The following is a 23462-nucleotide window of genomic DNA, read 5'->3' on the forward strand; positions in this document are numbered from 1 at the left end:
CCCTGCGAGTGACCGATCACCGCACCCGGACGCACCCCAGCAGCACGCCACACCTCCGCCAACGACACCATGACGGCGAAGAGGGCAGGCTGCACGACGTCCACCCGGTCCAAGGAGGGCGCGCCTTCGGCGCCGCGCAGCACATCGCGCAGCGACCAGTCGGTGAAGGGCTCCAGCGCCTTCTCGCACTCATCCACTCGGGTGGCAAACACGGGTGAAGCGTCCAACAACGCCACTGCCATGCCTACCCATTGCGACCCCTGTCCGGGGAACAGGAACGCCGTCTTACCCCCGACGGCCTCCCCCTGGACGACCAGGGGTGAGGTGTTCCCCGCCGCCAGGGCGGTGAGGGCGTTCGCGTAGTCGTCCTGGTCGCGGCCGATGAGCACGGCGCGCCGGCCCAGGGCGGTCCGGGTCGTGGCCAGGGAGTGGCCGATGTCGGCGACCCGCTGGTCAGGGTGGGTGGACAGGTGCGTCAGCAGGCGCTCGGCCTGCCCGCGCAGCGCCTTGTCGTTCCTGGCGGTCAGCGGCCACGGCAGCGGGAGGGGCGCGCCGGACGCGGAGCCGTCCTGGGCGTGCGGGGCCGGCTTCGTGGTCAGTAGGGGTTCGGGGGACGGCTCAGGGGTTTCCGGGTCGTCGGTCCCCTCGTCGACCGGGGCCTGCTCGATGATGGCGTGGGCGTTCGTCCCGCTGAACCCGAACGACGACACGCCCGCGCGCCAGGGGCGGTCGGTCTCCGGCCAGGCGCGCTGCTCGGTCAGCAGCGTGACCTCGCCGGCGGTCCAGTCGACGTGCGGGGTGGGCTCGGCGATGTGCAGGCTGCGCGGCAGCACTCCGTGCCGCATGGCGAGCACCATCTTGATGACGCCCGCGACACCGGCGGCGGCCTGGGCGTGGCCGATGTTCGACTTGATGGAGCCGAGCAGCAGGGGCCGGCCGGCCGGCCGGTCCTGACCATAGGTCGCCAGGAGGGCCTGCGCCTCGATCGGGTCGCCCAGCGTCGTGCCCGTACCGTGCGCTTCGACGACGTCCACGTCGGCGGCCGTGAGCCGGGCGTTGGCCAGGGCCTGGCGGATGACGCGCTGCTGGGACGGGCCGTTGGGGGCCGTCAGGCCGTTGCTGGCACCGTCCTGGTTGACCGCCGAGCCGCGCACGACCGCCAGCACCGGGTGCCCGTTCTTGCGGGCGTCCGACAGGCGCTCGACGAGCAGCATGCCGACGCCCTCGGCCGGGCTGAACCCGTCGGCGTCCGAGGAGAAGGCCTTGCAGCGGCCGTCCGTGGACAGGCCGCGCTGCCGGCTGAACTCGATGAAGGTGCCGGGTGTCGACATGACCGTCACACCGCCCGCGAGCGCCAGCGAGCATTCACCGCTCCGCAGTGCCTGTACGGCGAGGTGCAGGGCGACCAGCGAGGCGGAGCAGGCGGTGTCGACGGTGACCGCCGGGCCTTCGAGACCGAAGGTGTACGACAGCCGGCCGGAGACGACGCTGCCCGCGCTGCCCGTGGCCAGGTGGCCTTCGAGGTCGCTCGTGGTGGCGCGTACCAGGTTGGAGTAGTCGGAGCCGTTGGTGCCGACGAAGACGCCGGCCTGGCTGCCGCGCAGGGTCTCCGGGTCGATGCCGGCCCGCTCGAAGGCCTCCCAGGAGGTTTCCAGGAGCAGCCGCTGCTGCGGGTCCATGGCCAGCGCCTCGCGCGGCGAGATCCCGAAGAACGCCGCGTCGAAGGCGGCCGCGTCGGAGAGGAAGCCTCCCTCGCGGGTGTACGAGGTGCCCTGGGCGTTCGGGTCGGGGTCATACAGCGCGTCGACGTCCCAGCCGCGGTCCAGGGGGAACTGGGACAGCGCGTCACCGTCGGAGGTGAGCAGGTGCCACAGTTCCTCGGGGGTGCAGACGCCGCCCGGGAAGCGGCAGCTCATGGCGACGACGGCGATGGGCTCCGCGTCGGAGAGCGCGGCGCTCGTGGGGACGGGGGCGGCGGTGGCGGCACCGGCCCGGCCGAAGAACTCGGCGCGCAGGTGGCGGGCGAGGACGGTGGGCGTGGGGTGGTCGAAGACGAGGGTGGGCGGCAGCTTGAGCCCGCTGGCGGCGTTGAGCCGGTTGCGCAGCTCGACGGAGGTGAGTGAGTCGAAGCCCAGCTCCTTGAACGCCCGGCCCGCCTCGACCGCGTCGGGCCCGGCGTAGCCGAGGACGGCGGCGACCGCGGTGCGGACGAGTTCCAGCAGCAGGCGCTCCTGCTCGGCCTCCGGCAGTCCGGTGAGCTGCTGGGCCAGCGCGGCCGCGCCTCCGGGGTCGTCGGCGGCGTCGGCGCGGATGCCCTCCATGACCTCCCGCGCCTCGGGGAGGTCGTGCAGCAGGGGCCGGGGGCGGCCGGATGTGAAGGCCAGGACGAAGCGCTTCCACTCCATGTCCGCGACCGTGAGGGTCGTCTCGTCGCGGTTCAGCGCGTGCTGGAGGGCGGAGACGGCCCGCTCGGGTGCCATCTCGATGACGCCGTGCCTGCGCATCCGGTCGCCCACCGCGCCCTCGGCCATGCCGCCGTCGCCCCAGGGGCCCCAGGCGATGGAGGTGGCGGGCAGCCCCGCCCCGCGGCGGTGCTCGGCGAAGGCGTCCAGGAAGGCGTTGCCGGGCGCGTAGTTGCCCTGGCCGGGGGCGCCGAAGGTGGCGGCGAAGGACGAGAACAGCACGAACGCCGACAGGTCCAGGTCCCGGGTCAGCTCGTCCAGGTGCAGGGTGGCGTCGACCTTCACCCGCAGCACCCGCTCGACCTGCGCGGGGGTCAGTGCCTCGATGACGCCGTCGTCGAGCACGGCGGCCGTGTGCACGACGGCGGTCAGCGGCCGGTCGGCCGGTACGGCCGCGATGAGGGCGGCCACGGCGTCGCGGTCGCTGACGTCGCAGGCCGCGACGGTGACCTCGGCGCCGAGTGCGGTGAGTTCGTCGCGCAGTTCGGTGGCGCCGGGGGCGTCAAGGCCCCGGCGGCTGGTGAGCAGCAGGTGCTCGGCGCCGTTGCCGGCGAGCCAGCGGGCCACGTGGGCACCGAGCGCGCCCGTACCGCCGGTGACCAGCGTCGTGCCCTCCGGCTTCCAGGCCCGGACGGCGGGCGTCTCGGCGAGCCGCGCCCGGACCAGGCGACGCACGTGGAGGCCGGAGGCGCGGACGGCGACCTGGTCCTCGGCGGCGTCACCGGCGAGGACGCCCGCGAGCCGGGCGAGCGTCCGGTCGTCCACGGCGTCGGTACCGGGCAGGTCCACCAGACCGCCCCAGCGCTCGCCGTGCTCCAGGGCCGCCACCCGGCCGAGGCCCCACACGGCGGCCTGCGCGGGGTCGGCCGCCCGCTCGGTGCGGGTCACGGCGACGGCTCCGCGCGTGGCGCACCACAGGGGGGCGGCGACCTCGGCGTCGCCGAGGGCCTGGACCAGGGAGAGGGTCGCGATCACACCGGCGGGAGCGGAGACGCCCAGCGGCTCGTCGGCCCCGTCGCAGGTCAGCAGGGACAGCACGCCCGCCACGGCGGAGCCGTCGGCGAGCGCCTCCCGGATCCGCCCGGCCAGCTCGCCCCGGATGTCCTCGATACGGGTGTCGGTACGGGTGTCGTCGGTACGGGTGTCGTCGGTACGGGTGGGCGTGACGGGCCGTACGTCGGCGCCGTGTTCGGCCAGCGTACGGAGCACGGCGTCGGTCAGCTCGGAGGTGGTCTCGGGAACGGCCACCAGCCAGGTGCCGGACAGACGGGAGTGGGCGGGCTCCGGCGCGGGCTTCCAGGTCACCCGGTAGCGCCAGCCGTCGACGGTCGACTGCTCACGGCTCCGGGTCCGCCACGAGGACAGGGCCGGCAGCAGCGCAGTCAGCGTCTCGTCCTCGTCGACGTCCAGTTCCGCCATGAGCGCGGCCACGTCCTGCCGCTCGACGGCCTCCCAGAAGCGGGCGTCCACCGCGTCGACCGGGTACGCGGCGGCGGTGTCCTCTGCCGCGCCGCTCTCCAGCCAGTAGTGCTCCTGCTGGAAGGCGTAGGTGGGCAGGTCGACCCGCCGGGCGCCGCTGCCGGCGAACACCGCGTCCCAATCGACCGTCACACCCCGGACATAGGCCTCGCCGAGGGAGAGCCAGAACCGCTCCAGACCACCCTCGTTACGCCGCAGGGAGCCGAGCACGGCGGCCTCACGGCCCGCGTCCTCCACCGTCTCCTGCACACCCACACTCAGCACCGGATGGGGACTGGACTCGATGAACACCCCGAAACCCTGATCCAGGAGCGTGCGCACGGCCTGCTCAAGCTCCACCGTCTGACGGAGGTTACGGAACCAGTAGCCCGCGTCCAGCTCCGGACCCGTGACCCACTCCCCGGTGACGGTCGACAGGAACGGCACCTCAGCCGCCTGCGGGACGATCGGAGCCAGCAGCTCCGCCAGCTCCTCGCGCAGCAGCTCGACCTGCGCCGAGTGCGAGGCGTAGTCCACGGCGATCCGCTTGGCCCGCACCCCATCCTGCTCACACACCGCCAAGAACTCATCCAAAGCGGCGACCTCACCGGAAACGACGACCGAAGACGGCCCGTTGACCGCGGCGATGGAAATCCGGTCCTCACCCCACGGGGCGATACGCTCCCGCACCTTGTCGACCGCCAGCGGCACGGACACCATCCCGCCCACACCCGCCAACACCCGACCGATCGCCTGACTACGCAGCGCCACCACACGGGCCGCGTCCTCCAGCGACAAGATCCCCGCCACACACGCGGCGGCGATCTCCCCCTGCGAGTGACCGATCACCGCACCCGGACGCACCCCAGCAGCACGCCACACCTCCGCCAACGACACCATCACCGCGAAGAGGGCAGGCTGCACCACATCCACCCGGTCCAAGGAGGGCGCGCCTTCGGCGCCCCGCAGCACATCGACGAGCGACCAGTCGGTGAACGGCTCCAGCGCCTTCGCACACGCCTCGATCCGGGCAGCGAACTCCGGCGAGGAGGTAAGCAGTTCCTCCGCCATGCCCACCCACTGCGAGCCCTGCCCCGGGAACAAGAACGCCGTCTTGCCCGCGACGACCGAACCCGTCACCACGTTCGCGGCCATCGCCCCCGACGCCACCGCCTCCACACCCGCCACGTGATCACCGAGGACCACCGCCCGGTGCTCCAAAGCCGCCCGCGACGACGCCAACGACCAGCCCACATCCAGCACACCGGCACCCGGCGCACCCGCGAGCCAACCCGACAACCGCTCCGCCTGCGCCCGCAACGCCCCCGCACTCTTACCCGACAACACCCACGGCACCACCGCAAGACGACCAGGAGCACCATCACCGGCAGCACCATCAGCGCCATCGGCACCACCCTCGACCGAGGAAACCTCCGGCGCCTGCTCCACGATCACATGCGCGTTCGTCCCGCTGAACCCGAACGACGACACACCCGCACGGCGGGGTTCTCCCGTCTCCGGCCAGGCGGTCGTGTCGCCGATCAGGGAGACGGCACCCGCCTCCCAGTCGACGTGCGGGGACGGCCGGTCGAGGTGGAGGGTCTTCGGTACGACGCCGTGGCGCATCGCCTCGACCATCTTGATGATGCTCGCGACACCGGCGGCGGCCTGGGTGTGGCCGATGTTCGACTTGATGGAGCCGAGCCACAGCGGCCGGTCCTTCGGCCGGTCCTGGCCGTAGGTGGCCAGCAGCGCCTGCGCCTCGATCGGGTCGCCCAGCGTCGTCCCCGTACCGTGCGCCTCGACGACGTCGACGTCGGCGGCCGACAGCCGGGCGTTGGTGAGCGCCTCGTGGATGACGCGCTGCTGCGAGGGGCCGTTCGGGGCGGTCAGGCCGTTGCTCGCGCCGTCCTGGTTGATCGCCGAACCGCGTACGACCGCCAGCACCGGGTGCCCGTTGCGCTGCGCGTCGGACAGCCGCTCGACGAGCAGCATGCCGACGCCCTCGCCCCAGCCCGTACCGTCCGCGGCCGCCGCGAAGGGCTTGCAGCGGCCGTCCGGGGCGAGCCCGCGCTGCCGGCTGAACTCGGTGAACGTCGCGGGGGTCGCCATCACGGTGACACCGCCGGCCAGCGCCAGGGAGCACTCCCCCGCGCGCAGTGCCTGCACGGCCAGGTGGAGAGCGACGAGTGACGACGAGCAGGCCGTGTCGATCGTGACCGCGGGCCCTTCGAGGCCGAACGTGTAGGCCACGCGGCCGGAGGCGATGCTGCCGGAGCTGCCGGTGCCGAGGAAGCCCTCGACGCCTTCGGGTACGGAGTCGAGGCGGGCCGTGTAGTCGTGGTACATCACACCGGCGAAGACGGCCGTCCTGCTGCCCCGTACGGACGAGGGGTCGATGCCCGCCCGCTCGAACGCCTCCCAGGAGGCTTCCAGCAGCAGCCGCTGCTGCGGGTCCATCGCCAGCGCCTCGCGCGGCGAGATCCCGAAGGGGGCGGGGTCGAAGCGGGCGGCGTCGTAGAGGAAGCCGCCCTCGCTGACGTAGCTGGATCCGGCGCTGTCGGGGTCGGCGTCGTACAGGGACTCCACGTCCCAGCCGCGGTCGACGGGGAAGCCGGAGATCGCGTCGTCACCGTTCTCGACGAGCCGCCACAGGTCCTCGGGGGTGCGGACGCCCCCGGGGTAGCGGCAGCTCATCGCGACGATGGCGATGGGCTCCTGGTTCTTCTCCTCGACCTCGCGGAGCCGCCTGCGGGCCTGGCGCAGATCGGCGGTCGCCCGCTTCAGGTAGTCGCGAAGCTTGTCCTCGTTCACCATTGCGTGGGCTCCATGCCAGAGAGGCGGTTGTACTGGTCGGTCGTCCGTGGGTCCGGGGCCGGCGTGCGGGCCCCGGAGGGGTGGGGTGGTCGGCCGGTACGGGGCGGCGCCGCCGCCCGCTCGGGGAGCGGGGGCGGCGCGCCCTCGTGCGGCGCTCTCGTCCGCCCGTGGGGCGGACGGCGGGGGTGATCGATCCGCTGATCGATCGGGTGATCCGATCGGGTGATCTGATCGGTTCGGGTGATCGGCCGGGTGATCGGTCGGGTGATCGGTCGGTCAGGAAGCGCCGAGCTCGTCGTCCAGCAGGTCGAACAGCTCGTCGTCGGTGGCCGTTTCGAGGTCGTCGTCGTCGACGTCCTGGTCGGCGGCACCGGTCGCGTCCTGTGCGTCGGTCCACTTGGTCATGAGTGCCTGGAGGCGCATCGTGATCCGCGAGCGGGTGACGCCGTCCGTGTCGGCCGCGCTCAGGGCGGCCTCCAGGCGGTCGAGTTCTCCGAAGACGGACGGCCCGTCGTCATCGAGGGGCAGTGCCGAACGGAGGTGTCCGCTCAGCGCTTCGGGGGTCGGGTAGTCGAAGATGAGCGTGGCCGGCAGCCTGAGCCCGGCGGCCGCGCCGAGCCGGTTGCGCAGCTCGACCGCCGTGAGGGAGTCGAAGCCGAGCTCCTTGAACGCGGTTCCCGGTTCGATGGCGGCCGCGCCGCTGTGTCCCAGTACCTGGGCCACCTGGGTGCAGACCAGGTCCAGCAGCACCCGGTCCCGTTCGGCGGGCGGCAGTTGGGCGAGCCGCTGCGCGAGCGAGTCGGGGCCGTCCGCCGCCGCTCCGCCCGCCCTGCGCCGCACCGGGGTACGGAGCAGCCCGCGCAGCAGCGGCGGCACGGTGTCGCCGACCTGCGCCTGGAGCGCCGCCAGGTCGAGCCGGGCCGGTACGAGCAGCGGCGCGGTCCGCGCCTCCTCGGGCACGGCGCCGGACGGGGTCCCGCCCGGCAGGGCCGTGTCGAAGAGCGCGAGGCCCTCGGCCGTCGACAGGGGCGTCATGCCGCCCCGGCCGCCGAGCCGCCGCCGGTCGCGGTCGTCGAGCGTGGCGGCCATGCCCGCCTCGTCGTCCCACAGGCCCCAGGCCAGGGAGACCGCCGTGAAGCCCTGCGCCCGGCGGTGCTGGGCGAGCGCGTCCAGGAATGCGTTGCCCGCCGCGTAGTTGGCCTGCCCGGCATTGCCGAACACACCGGCGGCCGACGAGAACAGGACGAACGCGGCCAGGTCGAGCCCGTGCGTCAGTTCGTGCAGGTTCCACGCCGCGTCCACCTTGGGCCGCAGGACGCGTTCCATGCGCTCGGGCGTCAGTGACTCGACGGTGCCGTCGTCCAGGACGCCCGCGGTGTGCACCACGGCCGTCAGCGGGTGCTCGGCGGGTACGGAGCCCAGCAGCGCGGCCAGCGCGTCACGGTCGGCCGCGTCACAGGCGGCCCAGGTGACGTGCGCGCCCGCCCCGGTGAGGGCGGCCGTGAGCTCCGCGGCGCCTTCGGCCTCGGCACCACGGCGGCTGGTGAGCAGCAGGTGCCGTACGCCGTGCTCGGCGACCAGGTGCCCGGCGAAGAGCCCGCCGAGCGTCCCGGTCGCCCCCGTGATGAGGACGGTGCCCTCCGGGTCGAGGCCGTGGCCGGGGAGCGCGCCGTCCAGGGCGGGCGCGACGACCGCCCGGGCCAGCCGGGGGGCCAGCACGGCCCCGTCCCGTACGGCGAGTTGCGTCTCGGGGGCGTCCAGTGCGGCGGGCAGCGCCCGGTAGGAGGCGTCCGCGCCGTCGAGGTCGACCAGCACGAAGCGGTCGGGGTGTTCGGCCTGCGCGGAACGGACCAGACCCCATACGGCGGCGTGCGCCAGGTCCTGGACGTCCTCCTCGGCGTCCGTCGCGACGGCGCCCCGGGTGACCAGCGCCAGCCGCGAGCCGGCGAACCGCTCGTCGGCCAGCCAGGAGCGCACCAGCCGCAGTACCTGCCCGGCGGCGGCGTGGGCGGCCGGCACCAGGCCGTCCGCCGCGTCCGGGCCGGGCGCCAGGGAGACGAGGACCGTCTCCGGGGCCTGATCCCCCAACGCCCGTGCCAGCTCCACCGCTTCGCCGAGTGCCGCCAGGTCCGCGTACCGGCCGTCGGGGCCTTCACCCGTGGCGGCCCCGGCATCCGGGGCGTCCGCGCCGAACAGCGCGTCCCGCTCCAGCACACCGGTCCGCTCCAGCGCCGCGCCCAGCTCCAGCGGGTCGGCGCCCAGGAGCGCCCAGCGCCCGCCGGTGGGCGGCTGCGCCCCGGGCAGGGACAGTACGGGCCAGTCGACCTGGAACAGCGCGTCCCGCACCGGGCCCGGTCCGCCGTCGCCGAGGGCGTCGACGGACACCGGGCGCAGCACCAGGGAGCCGGCGGTCAGCACCGGTCGGCCCGTCTCGTCCGCGAGGTCCAGTGCCACCGCGTCCTGGCCGTCGGCCGGCGCCATCCGCACCCGCAGCGCCGTCGCTCCCGAGGCGTGCAGCCGCACGGTGTCCCACGAGAACGGCAGCCTCGCGCCGCCGGGCCCGCCGGGGAAGAAGTCCCCGAGGCCGACCGCGTGCAGTGCGGCGTCGAGCAGCGCCGGGTGGAGCCCGAAGAGGGCTCCCTCCGCCTGCCGTTCGTCGTCGAGCGCCACCTCGGCGAACACCTCGTCACCGTGCCGCCAGGCGCGTCGCAGATTGCGGAACGCCGGACCGTACCCGAGCCCGATGGCGTCGAACGACGGGTACAGGTCCTCGACCTCGCAGGCGACCGCACCGGCCGGGGGCCACTCGGAGCGCCCGTCGGGCAGCCCCTCGGCCTCGCCGGCGGGCTCGTCCGCGACGGACAGGACGCCGCTCGCGTGCCGGGTCCAGGGCTCCCCCGGTCCGGACTCCTCGGGGCGGGAGTGGACGTGGAACGCCCGCCGCCCCGACGCGTCCGGCTCCGCGACGGTGAGCCGTAGCTGCACCGCGCCCGACTCGGGCAGCGTCAGCGGGGCTTCCAGGGTGAGGTCCTCCAGCAGGTCGGAGCCCGCGTGGTCGCCGGCCCGCACGGCCAGCTCCACCAGGGCGGCGCCGGGCAGCAGTACCGTGCCGCCCACGCGGTGGTCGGCCAGCCACGGGTGCGTGCGGAGGGAGAGCCGCCCGGTGAACAGGAACCCGTCCGAGTCCGGCAGCTCCACCGCGGCACCCAGCAGCGGGTGCCCGACCTGGCCGAGCCCCGCGGAGGTGACGTCCCCGCCCAGCGCGTGGGCGGGTGCCTCCAGCCAGTACCGCTGCCGCTGGAAGGGGTAGGTCGGCAGGTCGACGCGCCGGGCGCCGGTACCGGCCCAGTACGCCTCCCAGTCGACCGTCACACCCCGGACCTGGGCCTGGGCGAGAGCGGTGGCCACCGTTTCCGTTTCCGGCCGGCCGTTGCGGAGGGCGGGCGCGAAGACGGCCGCGTTCGCCTCACCGGTCTGGCAGTCCTGGGCCAGGGCCGACAGGACCCCGTCCGGGCCGAGTTCCAGGTACGTCGTGACCCCGGCCGCCTCCAGAGCGCGTACGCCGTCCAGGAACCGCACGGCCTCGCGGACATGACGTACCCAGAAGTCAGCCGACCCCATCTCGTCCGTGACCAGCGCACCGGTCAGGTTCGACACGACGGCGATACGCGGGGTCTCGTACGTGATCGACTCCGCGACCTTGCGGAAGTCGGCCAGCATGCCGTCCATGTGCGGCGAGTGGAACGCATGACTCACCGTCAGGCGCTTGGTCTTACGACCCAACTCCTCGAAACGTCCGGCGATGGCCACCGCGTCGACCTCGTCACCCGCGATCACGACCGACTGCGGCCCGTTGATCGCCGCGATACTGACGCCCTCCGTGAGCAGCGGCAGGACCTCGTCCTCAGCCGCCTGCACCGCGATCATCACGCCACCGGTCGGCAGCGCCTGCATCAGACGCCCACGAGCCGCCACCAATGTGCACGCGTCCTCCAGCGAGAACACCCCGGCCACATGCGCGGCCGCGATCTCACCGATCGAATGACCCGCCAGGAAGTCCGGCTTCACGCCCCACGACTCCACCAGCCGGAACAGCGCCACCTCCACCGCGAACAGCCCAGGCTGGGTGAACTCCGTACGGTCGAGGGCAGCCGCGTCCGACCCGAACAGCACATCCTTGAGCGGCAGTTCCAGGCGGGCGCAGATCGCGTCCAGCGCCTCCGCGAACACCGGGAACGCCTCGTACAGCTCACGACCCATACCCAGCCGCTGGCTGCCCTGACCCGTGAACAGGAAGGCGAGCTCGCCACCGGCCGGTGAGCCCTCGATCAGGTGGGCGGAGGAGCCGCCCTCGGCCAGCGCGGTGAGACCGGCCAGGAACTCCTCGCGGCCCTCGGCGACCACGGCCGCCCGCCGGTCGAGTGCCGTCCGGCTCGTCGCCAGCGCGTACCCGATGTCGGCGAGGGACAGTTCGGGGTGCTCGGCGGCGTACGTCCGCAGTCGTCCGGCCTGCTCGCGCAGGGCGTCCTGGTTCTTCGCCGAGAGCAGCCACGGGAGGGTGCCGGGCGTGCGCTCGGGCACCTGCGGAAGCTCGGCGTCCACCGGGTCGGGGGCCTGCTCGATGATGGCGTGGGCGTTGGTGCCGCTGAAGCCGAAGGACGAGACGGCGGCGCGGCGCGGGCGGCCGGTGTCCGGCCACTCCGTCTGCTCGGTCAGCAGGGCGACGTCGCCCGCCGTCCAGTCGACGTGCGGGGTCGGCTCGTCCACGTGCAACGTCCGGGGCACGACACCGTGGCGCATCGCCTGCACCATCTTGATGATGCCCGCCACACCGGCGGCCGCCTGGGTGTGACCCATGTTCGACTTGATCGACCCCAGCAGCAGCGGCCGGCCCTCCGGCCGGTCCTGGCCATAGGTGGCAAGAAGCGCCTGCGCCTCGATCGGGTCGCCCAGCGTCGTCCCCGTACCGTGCGCCTCCACGACGTCCACGTCCGCCGCCGACAGACCCGCACTCGCCAGAGCGGCACGGATGACGCGCTGCTGGGACGGACCGTTGGGGGCGGTGAGGCCGTTGCTCGCACCGTCCTGGTTGATCGCCGAGCCGCGCACGACCGCGAGGACCGGGTGGCCCTTGGCGCGCGCGTCCGACAGCCGTTCCACCAGCAGGACGCCCGCGCCCTCGGACCATCCGGTGCCGTCGGCACCGGCCGAGAACGCCTTGCAGCGGCCGTCGGCCGCGAGCCCGCGCTGGCGGCTGAACTCCACGAACGGCGCGGGGGTCGCCATGACCGTCACACCGCCCGCGAGCGCCAGCGTGCACTCGCCGTTGCGCAGCGCCTGGACGGCCAGGTGCAGGGCGACGAGCGAGGACGAGCAGGCGGTGTCGACGGTGACGGCCGGGCCTTCGAGCCCGAAGGCGTACGAGAGCCGGCCGGAGATGACGCTGGCCGCGTTGCCCGTGCCGAGGAAGCCCTCCACGCCCTCGGGGAGCGCGGTGAGCCGAGAGGCGTAGTCGTGGTACATCACACCCGCGAACACCCCGGTGCGGCTGCCGCGCAAGGTGGCCGGGTCGATGCCCGCCCGCTCGAACGCCTCCCAGGAGGTTTCGAGGAGCAGCCGCTGCTGCGGGTCCATCGCCACGGCCTCGCGGGGCGAGATGCCGAAGAACGCCGGGTCGAAGTGGCCCGCGTCGCGCACGAAGCCGCCCTCGCGGGCGTAGCTCGTGCCCTGCTGGTCGGGGTCGTCGTCGAAGAGGGCGGCCACGTCCCAGCCGCGGTCGTCCGGGAACCCCGAGATGGCGTCCCGGCCTTCCCGCACCAGCTCCCACAGGTCGTCGGGGGTCTCCACACCACCGGGGTAGCGGCAGCCGAGGCCGACGATCGCGATGGGTTCGTCGTCCCGGACCGCGGGGGTGCTCGGGCCGGTGGCCACGGGCGCCGCTCCGACGAGCTCGGCGCGCAGGTGGTCGGCGAGCACGAGGGGGGTCGGGTAGTCGAAGACGAGCGTGGCGGGGAGCCTGAGGCCCGTCGCCGCGGCGAGCAGGTTGCGCAGCTCCACGGCGGTCAGCGAGTCGAAGCCCAGCTCGCGGAACGAGCGGTCGGTCCCGACGGCCTCCGGTCCGGCGTAGCCCAGTACGCCGGCCACCTGGGCGCGCACGGTGTCGAGGAGGTACGCGGTCTGTTCGGCGGTCGTCAGTCGGCCGAGGCGTTCCGCCAGTGCGCCCGTGCCACCGTCGGCACCGGTCCCGGAGGTGCCCGCCGCACGGCGGGTGGGGGTACGGACGAGTCCGCTGAGCAGCGGCGGGAGCATCCCGCCACCGCTCGCCTGCGCCCGCAGGGCGGCCAGGTCCAGCTTGACCGGCACGAACACCGCCTGCTCGGACGCCGAGGTGGCGTCGAACAGGGCCACACCCTCCTCGGCGGACAGCGCGGCCACACCACCACGGTTCAGCCGCTCACGATCGGACTGGTCGAGTTCGGCCGCCATGCCGCCTCCGTCGGCGGCCCACAGGCCCCAGGCCAGCGAGGTGCCGGCCAGACCGGCGGCCCGCCGGTGCTGCGCCAGCGCGTCCAGGAACACATTGCCCGCCGCGTAGTTCGCCTGACCCGCACCACCGAACACACCAGCAGCCGACGAGAACAGCACGAACGCGGACAGGTCCATGTCGCGGGTCAGCTCGTGAAGGTTCCACGCGCCGTCGACCTTCGGACGCAGCACACCCGACAACCGCTCCGCCGTCAGCGACCCGACCACACCGTCGTCCAGCACACCGGCCGTGTGCACCACGGCCGTCAGCGGATGCGCCTCGGACACCTGTGCCAGAGCCTCAGCCAGGGCGTCCCGGTCGGCGACATCACACGCCGCCCACGACACCTCAGCACCCAGCCGCGCCAACTCCGCCGTCAACTCAGCCGCACCAGCGGCCTGCGCACCACGACGGCTGACCAGCAGCAGATGCCGCACACCCCGCTCCGCCACCAGATGACGAGCGAACAAACCACCCAACGTGCCACCCGCACCCGTCACCAACACCGTGCCGTCCGGGTCGAAGCCACGCTCCCCCGCATCAACGGCACCAGCACGGGCCAGCCTCGGCACCAACAGCGACCCGTCCCGGACCGCCACCTCCGGCTCACCCGTGGCCAGGGCCGCCGCCACCGCCTGTCCGGGCAGGCCCTGCCCATCGGCGTCGACGTCCAGGTCGACCAGGCCGAACCGGCCGGGGTGCTCCGTGCCGGCGGACCGGACCAGGCCCCACACCGCCGCACCCGCGAGATCGCGGACGGGCTCGGAGGGACCGGTCGCCATCGCCCCGCGCGTCACGAAGACCAGGCGGGCGTCCGCGAACCGTTCGTCGGCGAGCCAGGCCCGTACGAGGTCGAGCGCCTCGGAAGCGCGCACGTGCACCGCGTGCGGCAGCACGTCACCGTCCGCCCCGGTCGCCGTGCTCGTGCCGGTGCCGATGAAGACCAGCTCCGGCACATCGGCGTCCGCGTCGGCGAGGGCCGTGAGGTCGGCGTACGGAACGGCTTCCAGCCCCGGCACCTCCGAGCCGAGCACCGCCGGCACGGAGGCCGTCGGCTCCGCCGGCCGGCCGGCCGGGAGTTCGGTCCAGTCGATCCGGTACAGGGACTCCTGGTGACCGCGCGCGGCGCCGATCTGCTCGGCCGACACCTCCCGCAGGGTCAGCGCGTCCACCGAGGCGACGGGGTCGCCGACCCCGTCGGCCAGTTCCAGGGACACCGTGCCGGGGCCGGCGGCGGCCAGGCGGACCCGTACCGCCGAGGCGCCGGCCGCGTGCAGCCGTACACCGCTCCAGGCGAAGGGAAGGCGCGCGCCGCCGACGGCCGCGTCACCCTCGGGACCCGTCAGCAGATCGCCGAGGGCCAGGGTGTGCAGCGCCGAGTCGAGCAGGGCGGGGTGCAGTCCGAAGGCGCCGGCGTCGTTCCGGGCCCCGTCGGGCAGGGCGAGTTCGGCGAACAGTTCGCCGTCGCGCCGCCAGGCCGCCCGCAGCCCCTGGAACAGGGGCCCGTAGGTGAGACCGGACGCGTCGAGGACGTCGTACACGTTCTCCACCGGCACCGGCACCGCGTCGGCGGGCGGCCACGCACCGAGATCGGCGCCCGCGTCCCGGAGGTCGTCCGAGAGGAGGCCGTCGGCGTGCCGGACCCACGGGCCGTCCTCGGCGTCGGGGCGCGAGTGGACGGCCACCGGACGGCGGCCGGAGCCGTCGGGCGAGCCGACCACGACCTGGAGCTGGACCGTGCCCGTCTCCGGGAGGACCAGGGGTGCCTGGAGCGTCAGCTCGTCCAGGGCCCGGCTGCCGGCGCGTTCGCCCGCGTGCAGGGCCAGTTCGACGAGTGCCGTGCCGGGGAGCAGGACCGAGCCCATGACGGCGTGGTCCGCCAGCCAGGGGTGCGTCCGCAGCGAGAGCCGGCCGGTGAACACGCGCTCGTCGGAGTCCGCGAGCGCGACGGCCGCGCCCAGCAGCGGATGCCCCGCCGCGGCCAGTCCGAGCCCGTGGGCGTCGCCGGGCCGTGGGGTGCCCGTCCCGGGCCAGTAGCGCTCGCGCTGGAAGGCGTACGTGGGCAGGTCGACGCGCCGGGCGCCCGTACCGGCGAAGTAGGCGTTCCAGTCGACGGGCGTGCCGTGGACGTGTGCCTGGGCGAGGGCGGTGTTCAGGGTCTCGGCCTCGGGCCGGCCGGAGCGGAGGGCGGGCGCGAAGACCGCGTCGGTGTCGCCGCTCAGGCAGTCCTGGGCCAGGGCCGACAGGATGCCGTCGGGACCGATCTCGACGTACGTGGTGACGCCCTCGGCCTCCAGGAAGCGCATGCCGTCAAGGAAGCGGACCGCGTCCCGGACGTGCCGTACCCAGAAGTCCGCCGAACCCATCTCGTCCGTGACCAGCGCACCGGTCAGGTTCGACACGACGGGGATCCGGGGGGTCTCGTACGAGATCGACTCCGCGACCGTACGGAAGTCCTCCAGCATCCCGTCCATGTGCGGCGAGTGGAACGCATGGCTCACGCTCAGCCGCTTCGTCTTACGACCCTGCTCCTCGAAGTGCTCGGCGATCGCCAGCGCATCGGCCTCGTCACCCGCGACGACCACGGACTGCGGACCGTTGATCGCCGCGATGCTCACCCGCTCGGTCAGCAGCGGCAGGACCTCGTCCTCCGACGCCTGGACGGCGATCATCACGCCACCGGTCGGCAGCGCCTGCATCAGACGGCCACGCGCCGCCACCAGCCGGCACGCGTCCTCCAGCGAGAACACACCCGCCACGTGCGCGGCCGCGATCTCACCGATGGAGTGCCCGGCCAGGAAGTCGGGCTTCACGCCCCACGACTCCAACAGCCGGAACAGCGCCACCTCCAGCGCGAACAGCGCGGGCTGCGTGTACTCCGTACGGTCCAGAGCAGCCTCGTCCGCGCCGAACAGCACCTCCTTCAGCGGCAGGTCGAGCCGCGCGCACACCGCGTCGAGGGCGTCCGCGAACACGGGGTAGGTGTCGTGGAGTTCACGGCCCATGCCGGGGCGCTGGCTGCCCTGTCCGGTGAACAGGAACGCCGTGCGGGCGCCCTTGGCCGCCGTGCCCCGGACCGGTCCGGGGGTGGTCGCCGCCCGGTCGTCGGTGAGGGCGTCGAGCGCGGTGGCGGCGGTCGCGGCGTCCGTCGCGAGGACGACGGCGCGGTGGTCGAACAGCGCCCGTCCCGTGGCGAGCGAGTGGGCCACGTCCGCGAGGGGCGTGTCGGGGTGGGCCGCCAGGTGGGCGCGCAGGGCCCGGGCCTGGGCGGACAGCGCCTCGGCGCTACGGGCCGAGATCCGCAGGGGCAGGAGGCGGGGCGGAGTGTTCGGGGCGGGCGCGCCCGGAACGGTCCCGGCGGTGGTTGTGGCGTCGTCCTGGGCGGTCTCCTCCGGGGCCTGCTCGATGATGGTGTGGGCGTTGGTCCCGCTGATGCCGAACGAGGAGACGCCCGCCCGGCGCGGACGGCCGGTCTCGGGCCACGGCACCGGCTCGGTGAGCAGGGTGACCGCGCCTTCCGACCAGTCGACGTGCTGGGTCGGCCGTTCGGCGTGCAGGGTCGGCGGCAGCACCCCGTGGCGCATGGCCATGACCATCTTGATGACGCCCGCGACACCGGCGGCGGCCTGCGTGTGGCCCAGGTTCGACTTGACGGAGCCGAGGAGCAGCGGGCGGTCCTCGGCCCTGTCCTGGCCGTAGGTGGCCAGCAGCGCCTGCGCCTCGATCGGGTCGCCCAGCGTCGTGCCCGTACCGTGCGCCTCGACGGCGTCGACGTCGGCCGCCGACAGGCCCGCGCTCGCCAGGGCGGCGCGGATGACACGCTGCTGGGAGGGCCCGTTGGGGGCGGTCAGCCCGTTGCTGGCGCCGTCCTGGTTGACGGCCGAGCCACGGACCACGGCGAGGACCGGGTGGCCCTTGGTGCGCGCGTCCGACAGCCGCTCGACGAGCAGCATGCCGACGCCCTCGCCCCAGCCCGTCCCGTCGGCGTCGGCCGAGAAGGCCCGGCAGCGGCCGTCGGCGGACAGCCCGCGCTGGCGGCTGAAGCCGACGAAGGTGCCGGGGGTGGCCATGACGGTGACGCCTCCGGCCAGCGCCATGTCGCACTCACCGGTGCGCAGCGCCTGGATCGCCATGTGCAGGGCGACCAGGGACGACGAGCAGGCGGTGTCGATGGTGACGGCGGGGCCTTCGAGACCGAAGGTGTAGGAGACCCGGCCCGAGGCGATGCTGCCCGTGCTGCCCGAGCCGAGGGAGCCTTCCGCTCCGCCGGCCGAGCCCTCCAGCAGGGCGGCGTAGTCGTGGTACATCACACCGGCGAAGACGCCGGTCCGGCTGCCCCGCAAGGTGGCGGGGTCGATGCCGGCCCGTTCGAAGGCCTCCCAGGTGGTCTCCAGGAGGAGCCGCTGCTGGGGGTCGGTCCCGACGGCCTCGCGGGGGGAGATGCCGAAGAACGTCGGGTCGAAGGCGGCGGCGTCGTGGAGGAAGCCGCCGTGGCGGGTGTACGAGGTGCCGGGGTGGTCCGGGTCCGGGTGGTACAGGCCCTCGACGTCCCAGCCACGGTCGGTGGGGAAGCCGGAGATGGCGTCGCCGCCGCGCTCCAGGAGCCGCCACAGTTCCTCGGGGCTGGTGACGCCGCCGGGGAACCGGCAGCTCATGGCCACGATCGCGATCGGGTCGTCGACGGCGGTGGTCGGCCCAGGGGCGGGCGCGGTTCCGGTGGCGGCGGGGGTGTTCCCGGTGCCGCCGAGTTCGGCGGACAGGTGCCGGGCGAGGGCGAGCGTGGTCGGGTGGTCGAAGACCAGGGTGGCGGGCAGGCGCCGGCCGGCGGCCGCACCGAGGCGGTTGCGCAGTTCGACCGCCGTGAGGGAGTCGAAGCCCAGGTCGGTGAAGGCGTGTTCGGGGTCGATGGCGTCGGGGGAACCATGGCCGAGTACGTCGGCGACGTGGGTGCGGACCAGGTCGAGGAGCAGCCGCTCCCGCTCGGGCGCGTCGAGGCCGCCGAGCCGCTGTTCCAGGGCGGAGAGGTCCGTGGTGCCGCGTGCGGCGGCGCCGGCGGCGGCGCGGCGGGCCGGTGCGCGGACCAGCCCGCGCAGCAGCGGGGGTACGCCGGTTCCGGGGGTGGCGGCGGGGAGGGTGAGCCGCATGGGGACGAGCAGGCCGGTTCCGGCGGCCGTGGTCGCGGGGTGGTCCTCGGCCGTGTCCAGGGCGTGGGCGAGGTCGAGGAGCGCGAGGCCCTCGTCGGCGGTGAGGCCGTGGACGCCGCCGCGCTTCATCCGGTCGAGGTCGGCCCGGTCCAGGGCGCCGGCCATGCCGTCGGTGTCCTCCCACAGGCCCCAGGCGAGTGACCGGCCGGGCAGCCCGTGGGCGCGCCGGTGCTGGGCGAGGGCGTCGAGGAAGCTGTTGGCGGCGGCGTAGTTGCCCTGGCCGGGGGCGCCGAAGACGCCGGCGGCGGAGGAGAAGAGGACGAAGGCCGACAGGTCCAGGTCGCGGGTCAGTTCGTGGAGGTTGAGGGCCGCGTCGACCTTGGGGCGGAGGACGGCGGAGAAGCGTTCGGGGGTGAGGGAGTCGATGATGCCGTCGTCGAGAACGCCGGCGGTGTGGACGACGGCCGTGAGCGGACGGTCCTCGGGCACGGCGGCGAGGACCGCCGCCAGGGCCTGCCGGTCGGACGCGTCACAGGCCGCCCAGGTCACCCCCGCACCGGACTCGGCCAGCTCCCGGGCGAGCTCTGCCGCACCGGGCGCAGCTTCACCCCGGCGGCTGAGCAGCAGCAGATGCCGCACACCGTGCTCGGCCACCAGATGACGGGCCACCAGCCGGCCGAGCGTACCGGTCGCACCGGTCACCAGCACCGTCCCCTCGGCCCCGTACGCAGAGGTCCCGACGGACACCTCGCCCGACAACCCGGCAGAGGTCCCGGTGACCTTGGCGAGCCGGGGGGCGTGCGCGGTGCCGTCGCGCAGGGCGAGCTGCGGCTCGTCGGTGGCGAGCAGGGCGTCCAGGGTCCGCCGGTCCGGGCCGCCGACGGGGGTGGCCCCGTGCGGGGTGCCGGCGTCCACGAGGACGAAGCGGCCCGGGTGTTCGGCCTGCGCGGAGCGCACCAGGCCCCAGACCGCGGCGTGCACCGGGTCGGGCACCCGGTCGCCGGTGGTGGCGGCGACGGCGCCGTGCGTGAGCAGGACGAGCCGGGTGTCGGCGAGCCGGTCGTCGGCCGTCCAGCGCCGCAGGAGGTCGAGCGCCCGGTGTGCGGCCTCGTGGACCGCCGCGGGGGTGAGCGCGGGCGGCTGCGGGTGCGGGACGAGGACGGCGTCCGGCGCGGGGGCGCCCGCGTCGAGGGCCTCGGTCAGCTCCGCCAGGTCCGTGTGGTGGGTGACGTACCGGCCGGGCGCGAAGGTCCCGGCGTCCTCCTGGTCCTGGGCGGCCGGGGCGTTCGACGGCTCGCCGAGCACCGCCCAGCGCCGCGCGTGCGCGGCCGCTTCGGGGAGCGTCAGCGGGGTCCAGTCCACGCGGAACAGGGCGTCGTGCGGGCCGTTCGCGACGGGGCCCGGCTCCGCCGGGGAGACCGGGCGGAGGGCGAGCGAGGCGATGTCGGCGACGGGCTGTCCGGCGCCGTCGGCCAGCGCGACGGACACGGCGTCGGGTCCGGCCTGCGTCAGCCGTACGCGGAGCACGGTGGCGCCCACGGCGTGCAGGGTGACGCCCGTCCAGGAGAACGGCAGCCGTCCCCGGCCGGTGTCCTCGACCAGTCCGGCCAGGCCGATGGTGTGCAGCGCCGCGTCGAGCAGCGCGGGGTGCAGGGCGAACTGGGCGGCGTCGGCGCTCTGGCCGGCGTCCAGTTCGATCTCCGCGTAGGCGGCGTCCTCGCCGCGCCAGGCCGCGCGGACGCCCTGGAAGGCGGGCCCGTACGCGAGGCCGGCCTCGGCGAGACCGGTGTACAGGTCCTCGACGGGCAGGGGGGTGGCGCCGGCCGGGGGCCAGACGTCGGGGGCGAAGGACGGGCTCGGGGCGCCGGTGGCGAGGACGCCGTCGGCGTGCCGTGTCCACGGCGCCGTGGTGCCGGTGTCGGGGCCGGCCGGGTCCGTCGCGGGTTCGGGGCGGGAGTGCACGGCGAGGGAGCGGCGGCCGGAGGCGTCCGGGGCGCCGACCCAGAGCTGGACCTGGACGCCCCCGTGCTCGGGGAGGACGAGCGGGGCGTGGAGCGTCAGTTCGTCGAGGTGGTCGCAGCCGACCTGGTCTCCGGCGCGTACGGCCAGTTCGACGAAGGCGGTGCCGGGCAGGACCACGGAGCCCATGACGGCGTGGTCGGCGAGCCACGGGTGGGTGTCGAGGGAGAGGCGGCCGGTGCAGAGGAGGCCGTCCGTGCCGGCGAGCGCCACGGCGGCGCCGAGCAGCGGGTGTCCCGCGCTGCCGAGTCCGGCGGCCGACACGTCGCCGGGGGGCCGACCCGCGTCGAGCCAGTACGTCTCGCGCTGGAAGGCGTACGTGGGCAGGTCGACGCGCCGGGCATCGGTGCCCGCGTAGTAGGCGGCCCAGTCGACGGCAACGCCGCGGACGTGGAGCCGTGCGAGCACCCCGGTGAGGGTCTCGGTCTCCGGGCGGCCCCGGCGGAGCAGGGGCACGAAGGCGGCGGTGTCGCCGGTGGGGCAGTCCTGGGCCAGCGCGGACAGGATCCCGTCCGGGCCGAGTTCGACGTAGTGCGCGACGTTGCGGTCGGCGAGGGTGCGGATGCCGTCGAGGAAGCGGACGGCGTCGCGGACGTGGCGTACCCAGAAGTCGGCCGAGGCGATCTCGTCGGTGACCCGTGTGCCGGTGAGGTTGGAGACGAGGGGGATGCGCGGGGACGCGTACGTGATCGACTCCGCGACCGTACGGAAGTCCTCCAGCATGCCGTCCATCAGGGGCGAGTGGAACGCGTGACTGACCGTCAGGCGCTTGGTCTTACGGCCCTGTTCCTCGAAGCGGGCGGCGACGCCGACCGCGTCGGCCTCGTCGCCGGCGACGACGACCGATCGCGGGCCGTTGATCGCCGCGATGCCGACCCGTTCGGTGAGCAGCGGCAGGACCTCGTCCTCCGACGCCTGGACGGCGATCATCGCGCCACCGGCGGGCAGGGCCTGCATCAGCCGCCCACGGGCGGCGACCAGGGTGCAGGCGTCCTCGAGGGAGAACACGCCGGCCACATGCGCGGCGGCGATCTCGCCGATCGAGTGACCGGTCAGGAAGTCGGGCTTCACGCCCCAGTTCTCGAGGAGCCGGTACAGCGCGACCTCGACCGCGAACAGCGCGGGCTGGGTGAACTCCGTCCGGTCGAGGGTGGCCTCGTCGTCCCCGAACAGGACGTCCTTGAGCGGCCGGGCGAGGTGGGGGTCCATCCCGGCGCAGACCGCGTCCAGCGCCTCGGCGAACACCGGGTAGGTGTCGTACACTTCGCGGCCCATGGCCGGCCGCTGGCTGCCCTGGCCGGTGAACAGGAACGCCGTCTTGCCGGCGACCGGGCGGCCGAGGGTGACGCCCGGGGCGGCGGGGGCGGCCGTGTCTTCGGGGTCGAGCGCGGCGAGGGCGTCCAGCGCGGCGGTGAGGCCCGCCTCGTCGGGGGCCGTCAGGACCGCGCGGTGGTCGAAGGCGGTGCGCCCGGTGGCGAGGGAGAGGGCCGTGTCGCCGGCGCGGTGGCCGGGGTGGGCGGCCAGGTGGGCGTGGAGCTTGCGCGCCTGGTCGCGGAGGGCGGCCGGGGTCCTGGCGGAGAGGACCCAGAGCGGCGGTACGGGGGGCGCGGTGGCGGCGGGAGCGGTTTCCGCGGGCTCGTCGGCGTCGGGGGCCTGTTCGAGGATGGTGTGGGCGTTGGTGCCGCTGATGCCGAACGAGGACACGCCCGCTCTGCGGGGCGCGCCGGTCTCGGGCCAGGGCACCGGCTCGGTGAGCAGGGAGACGGCGCCCTCGCTCCAGTCGACGTCGGGGGTCGGTGCGTCGACGTGCAGGGTCCGCGGGAGCACGCCGTGGCGCATGGCCATGACCATTTTGATGATGCCGGCGACACCGGCGGCGGCCTGGGTGTGGCCCAGGTTCGACTTGATGGAGCCGAGCCACAGCGGCCGGCCGTCGGGGCGGTCCTGCCCGTAGGTGGCGAGGAGCGCCTGGGCCTCGATGGGGTCGCCGAGGGTGGTGCCGGTGCCGTGGGCCTCCACGGCGTCGATCTGGGTGGCCGACAGGCGCGCCCCGGCGAGGGCCTGGCGGATGACGCGCTGCTGGGAGGGGCCGTTGGGGGCGGTCAGGCCACTGCTGGCGCCGTCCTGGTTGACGGCGGAGCCCCGGACCAGCGCGAGGACGGGGTGGCCGTTGCGGCGGGCCTCGGAGAGCCGTTCCAGGACGAGCATGCCGGCGCCCTCGCCCCAGCCCGTACCGTCGGCGGCGGCGGCGAAGGACTTGCAGCGGCCGTCGCCGGCCAGGCCGCGCTGGCGGCTGAACTCGGTGAAGGTGCCGGGGGTGGACATGACGGTGACGCCACCGGCGAGGGCCAGCGCGCACTCGCCGTTGCGCAGTGCCTGGACGGCCAGGTGGACGGCGACGAGCGAGGAGGAGCAGGCGGTGTCGATGGTGACGGCGGGGCCCTCGAGCCCGAGGGTGTAGGCGATGCGGCCGGAGGCGATGCTGCCGGAGCTGCCGTTGCCGAGGAAGCCCTCGACCTCCTCGGGCACGCTGAACAGCCGTGCGGCGTAGTCGTGGTACATCAGTCCGGCGAAGACGCCGGTACGGCTGCCGCGCAGGCCGGCCGGGTCGATCCCGGCCCGCTCGATGGCCTCCCACGAGGTCTCCAGCAGCAGCCGCTGCTGCGGGTCCATGGCCAGGGCCTCGCGGGGCGAGATCCCGAAGAACGCGGCGTCGAACTCGGCGGCGTCGTGGAGGAACCCGCCGACCCGTTCGTACGCCTCGATGCCGGACTCGGGGTCGGGGTCGAAGAGGACCTCGTCGTCCCAGCCCCGGTCCGTGGGGTAGGGGGTGACGGCGTCGCCGCCCCGGGCGACGAGCTCCCACAGCCGTTCGGGGGTGTCGATGCCGCCGGGGTAGCGGCAGCTCATCGCGACGACCGCGATCGGCTCCTGCTCCCGCTCCTCGACCTCGCGCAGCCGTCGTCGTGCCTCGCGGAGATCGGTCGTCGCCCGCTTGAGGTAATCGAGGTACTTCTCCTCGTTCACCATTTACGC

Annotated in this window: 2 protein-coding genes; both read right to left on the reverse strand. The window is 74.4% G+C overall.

The window, feature by feature from the left end; genetic code table 11:
* Positions 1 to 6734: type I polyketide synthase (locus ACF068_RS31690; RefSeq protein ID WP_392277769.1), on the reverse strand; the 6734-nt coding region annotated here is incomplete at its 3' end.
* Between the two features lie 279 nt (positions 6735 to 7013).
* Entirely contained in the window at positions 7014 to 23456 is a 16443-nt protein-coding gene (locus ACF068_RS31695; RefSeq protein ID WP_392277770.1) for a type I polyketide synthase, read from the reverse strand.
* Positions 23457 to 23462: the final 6 nt, after the last annotated feature.

Source organism: Streptomyces sp. NPDC016309 (assembly GCF_043077235.1).
Classification (GTDB): Bacteria; Actinomycetota; Actinomycetes; order Streptomycetales; family Streptomycetaceae; genus Streptomyces.

Bases quoted from the DNA above. Each gene is read 5' to 3' on its own strand.
- ACF068_RS31695 (WP_392277770.1), bottom strand. From the start codon at position 23,456: ATGGTGAACGAGGAGAAGTACCTCGATTACCTCAAGCGGGCGACGACC.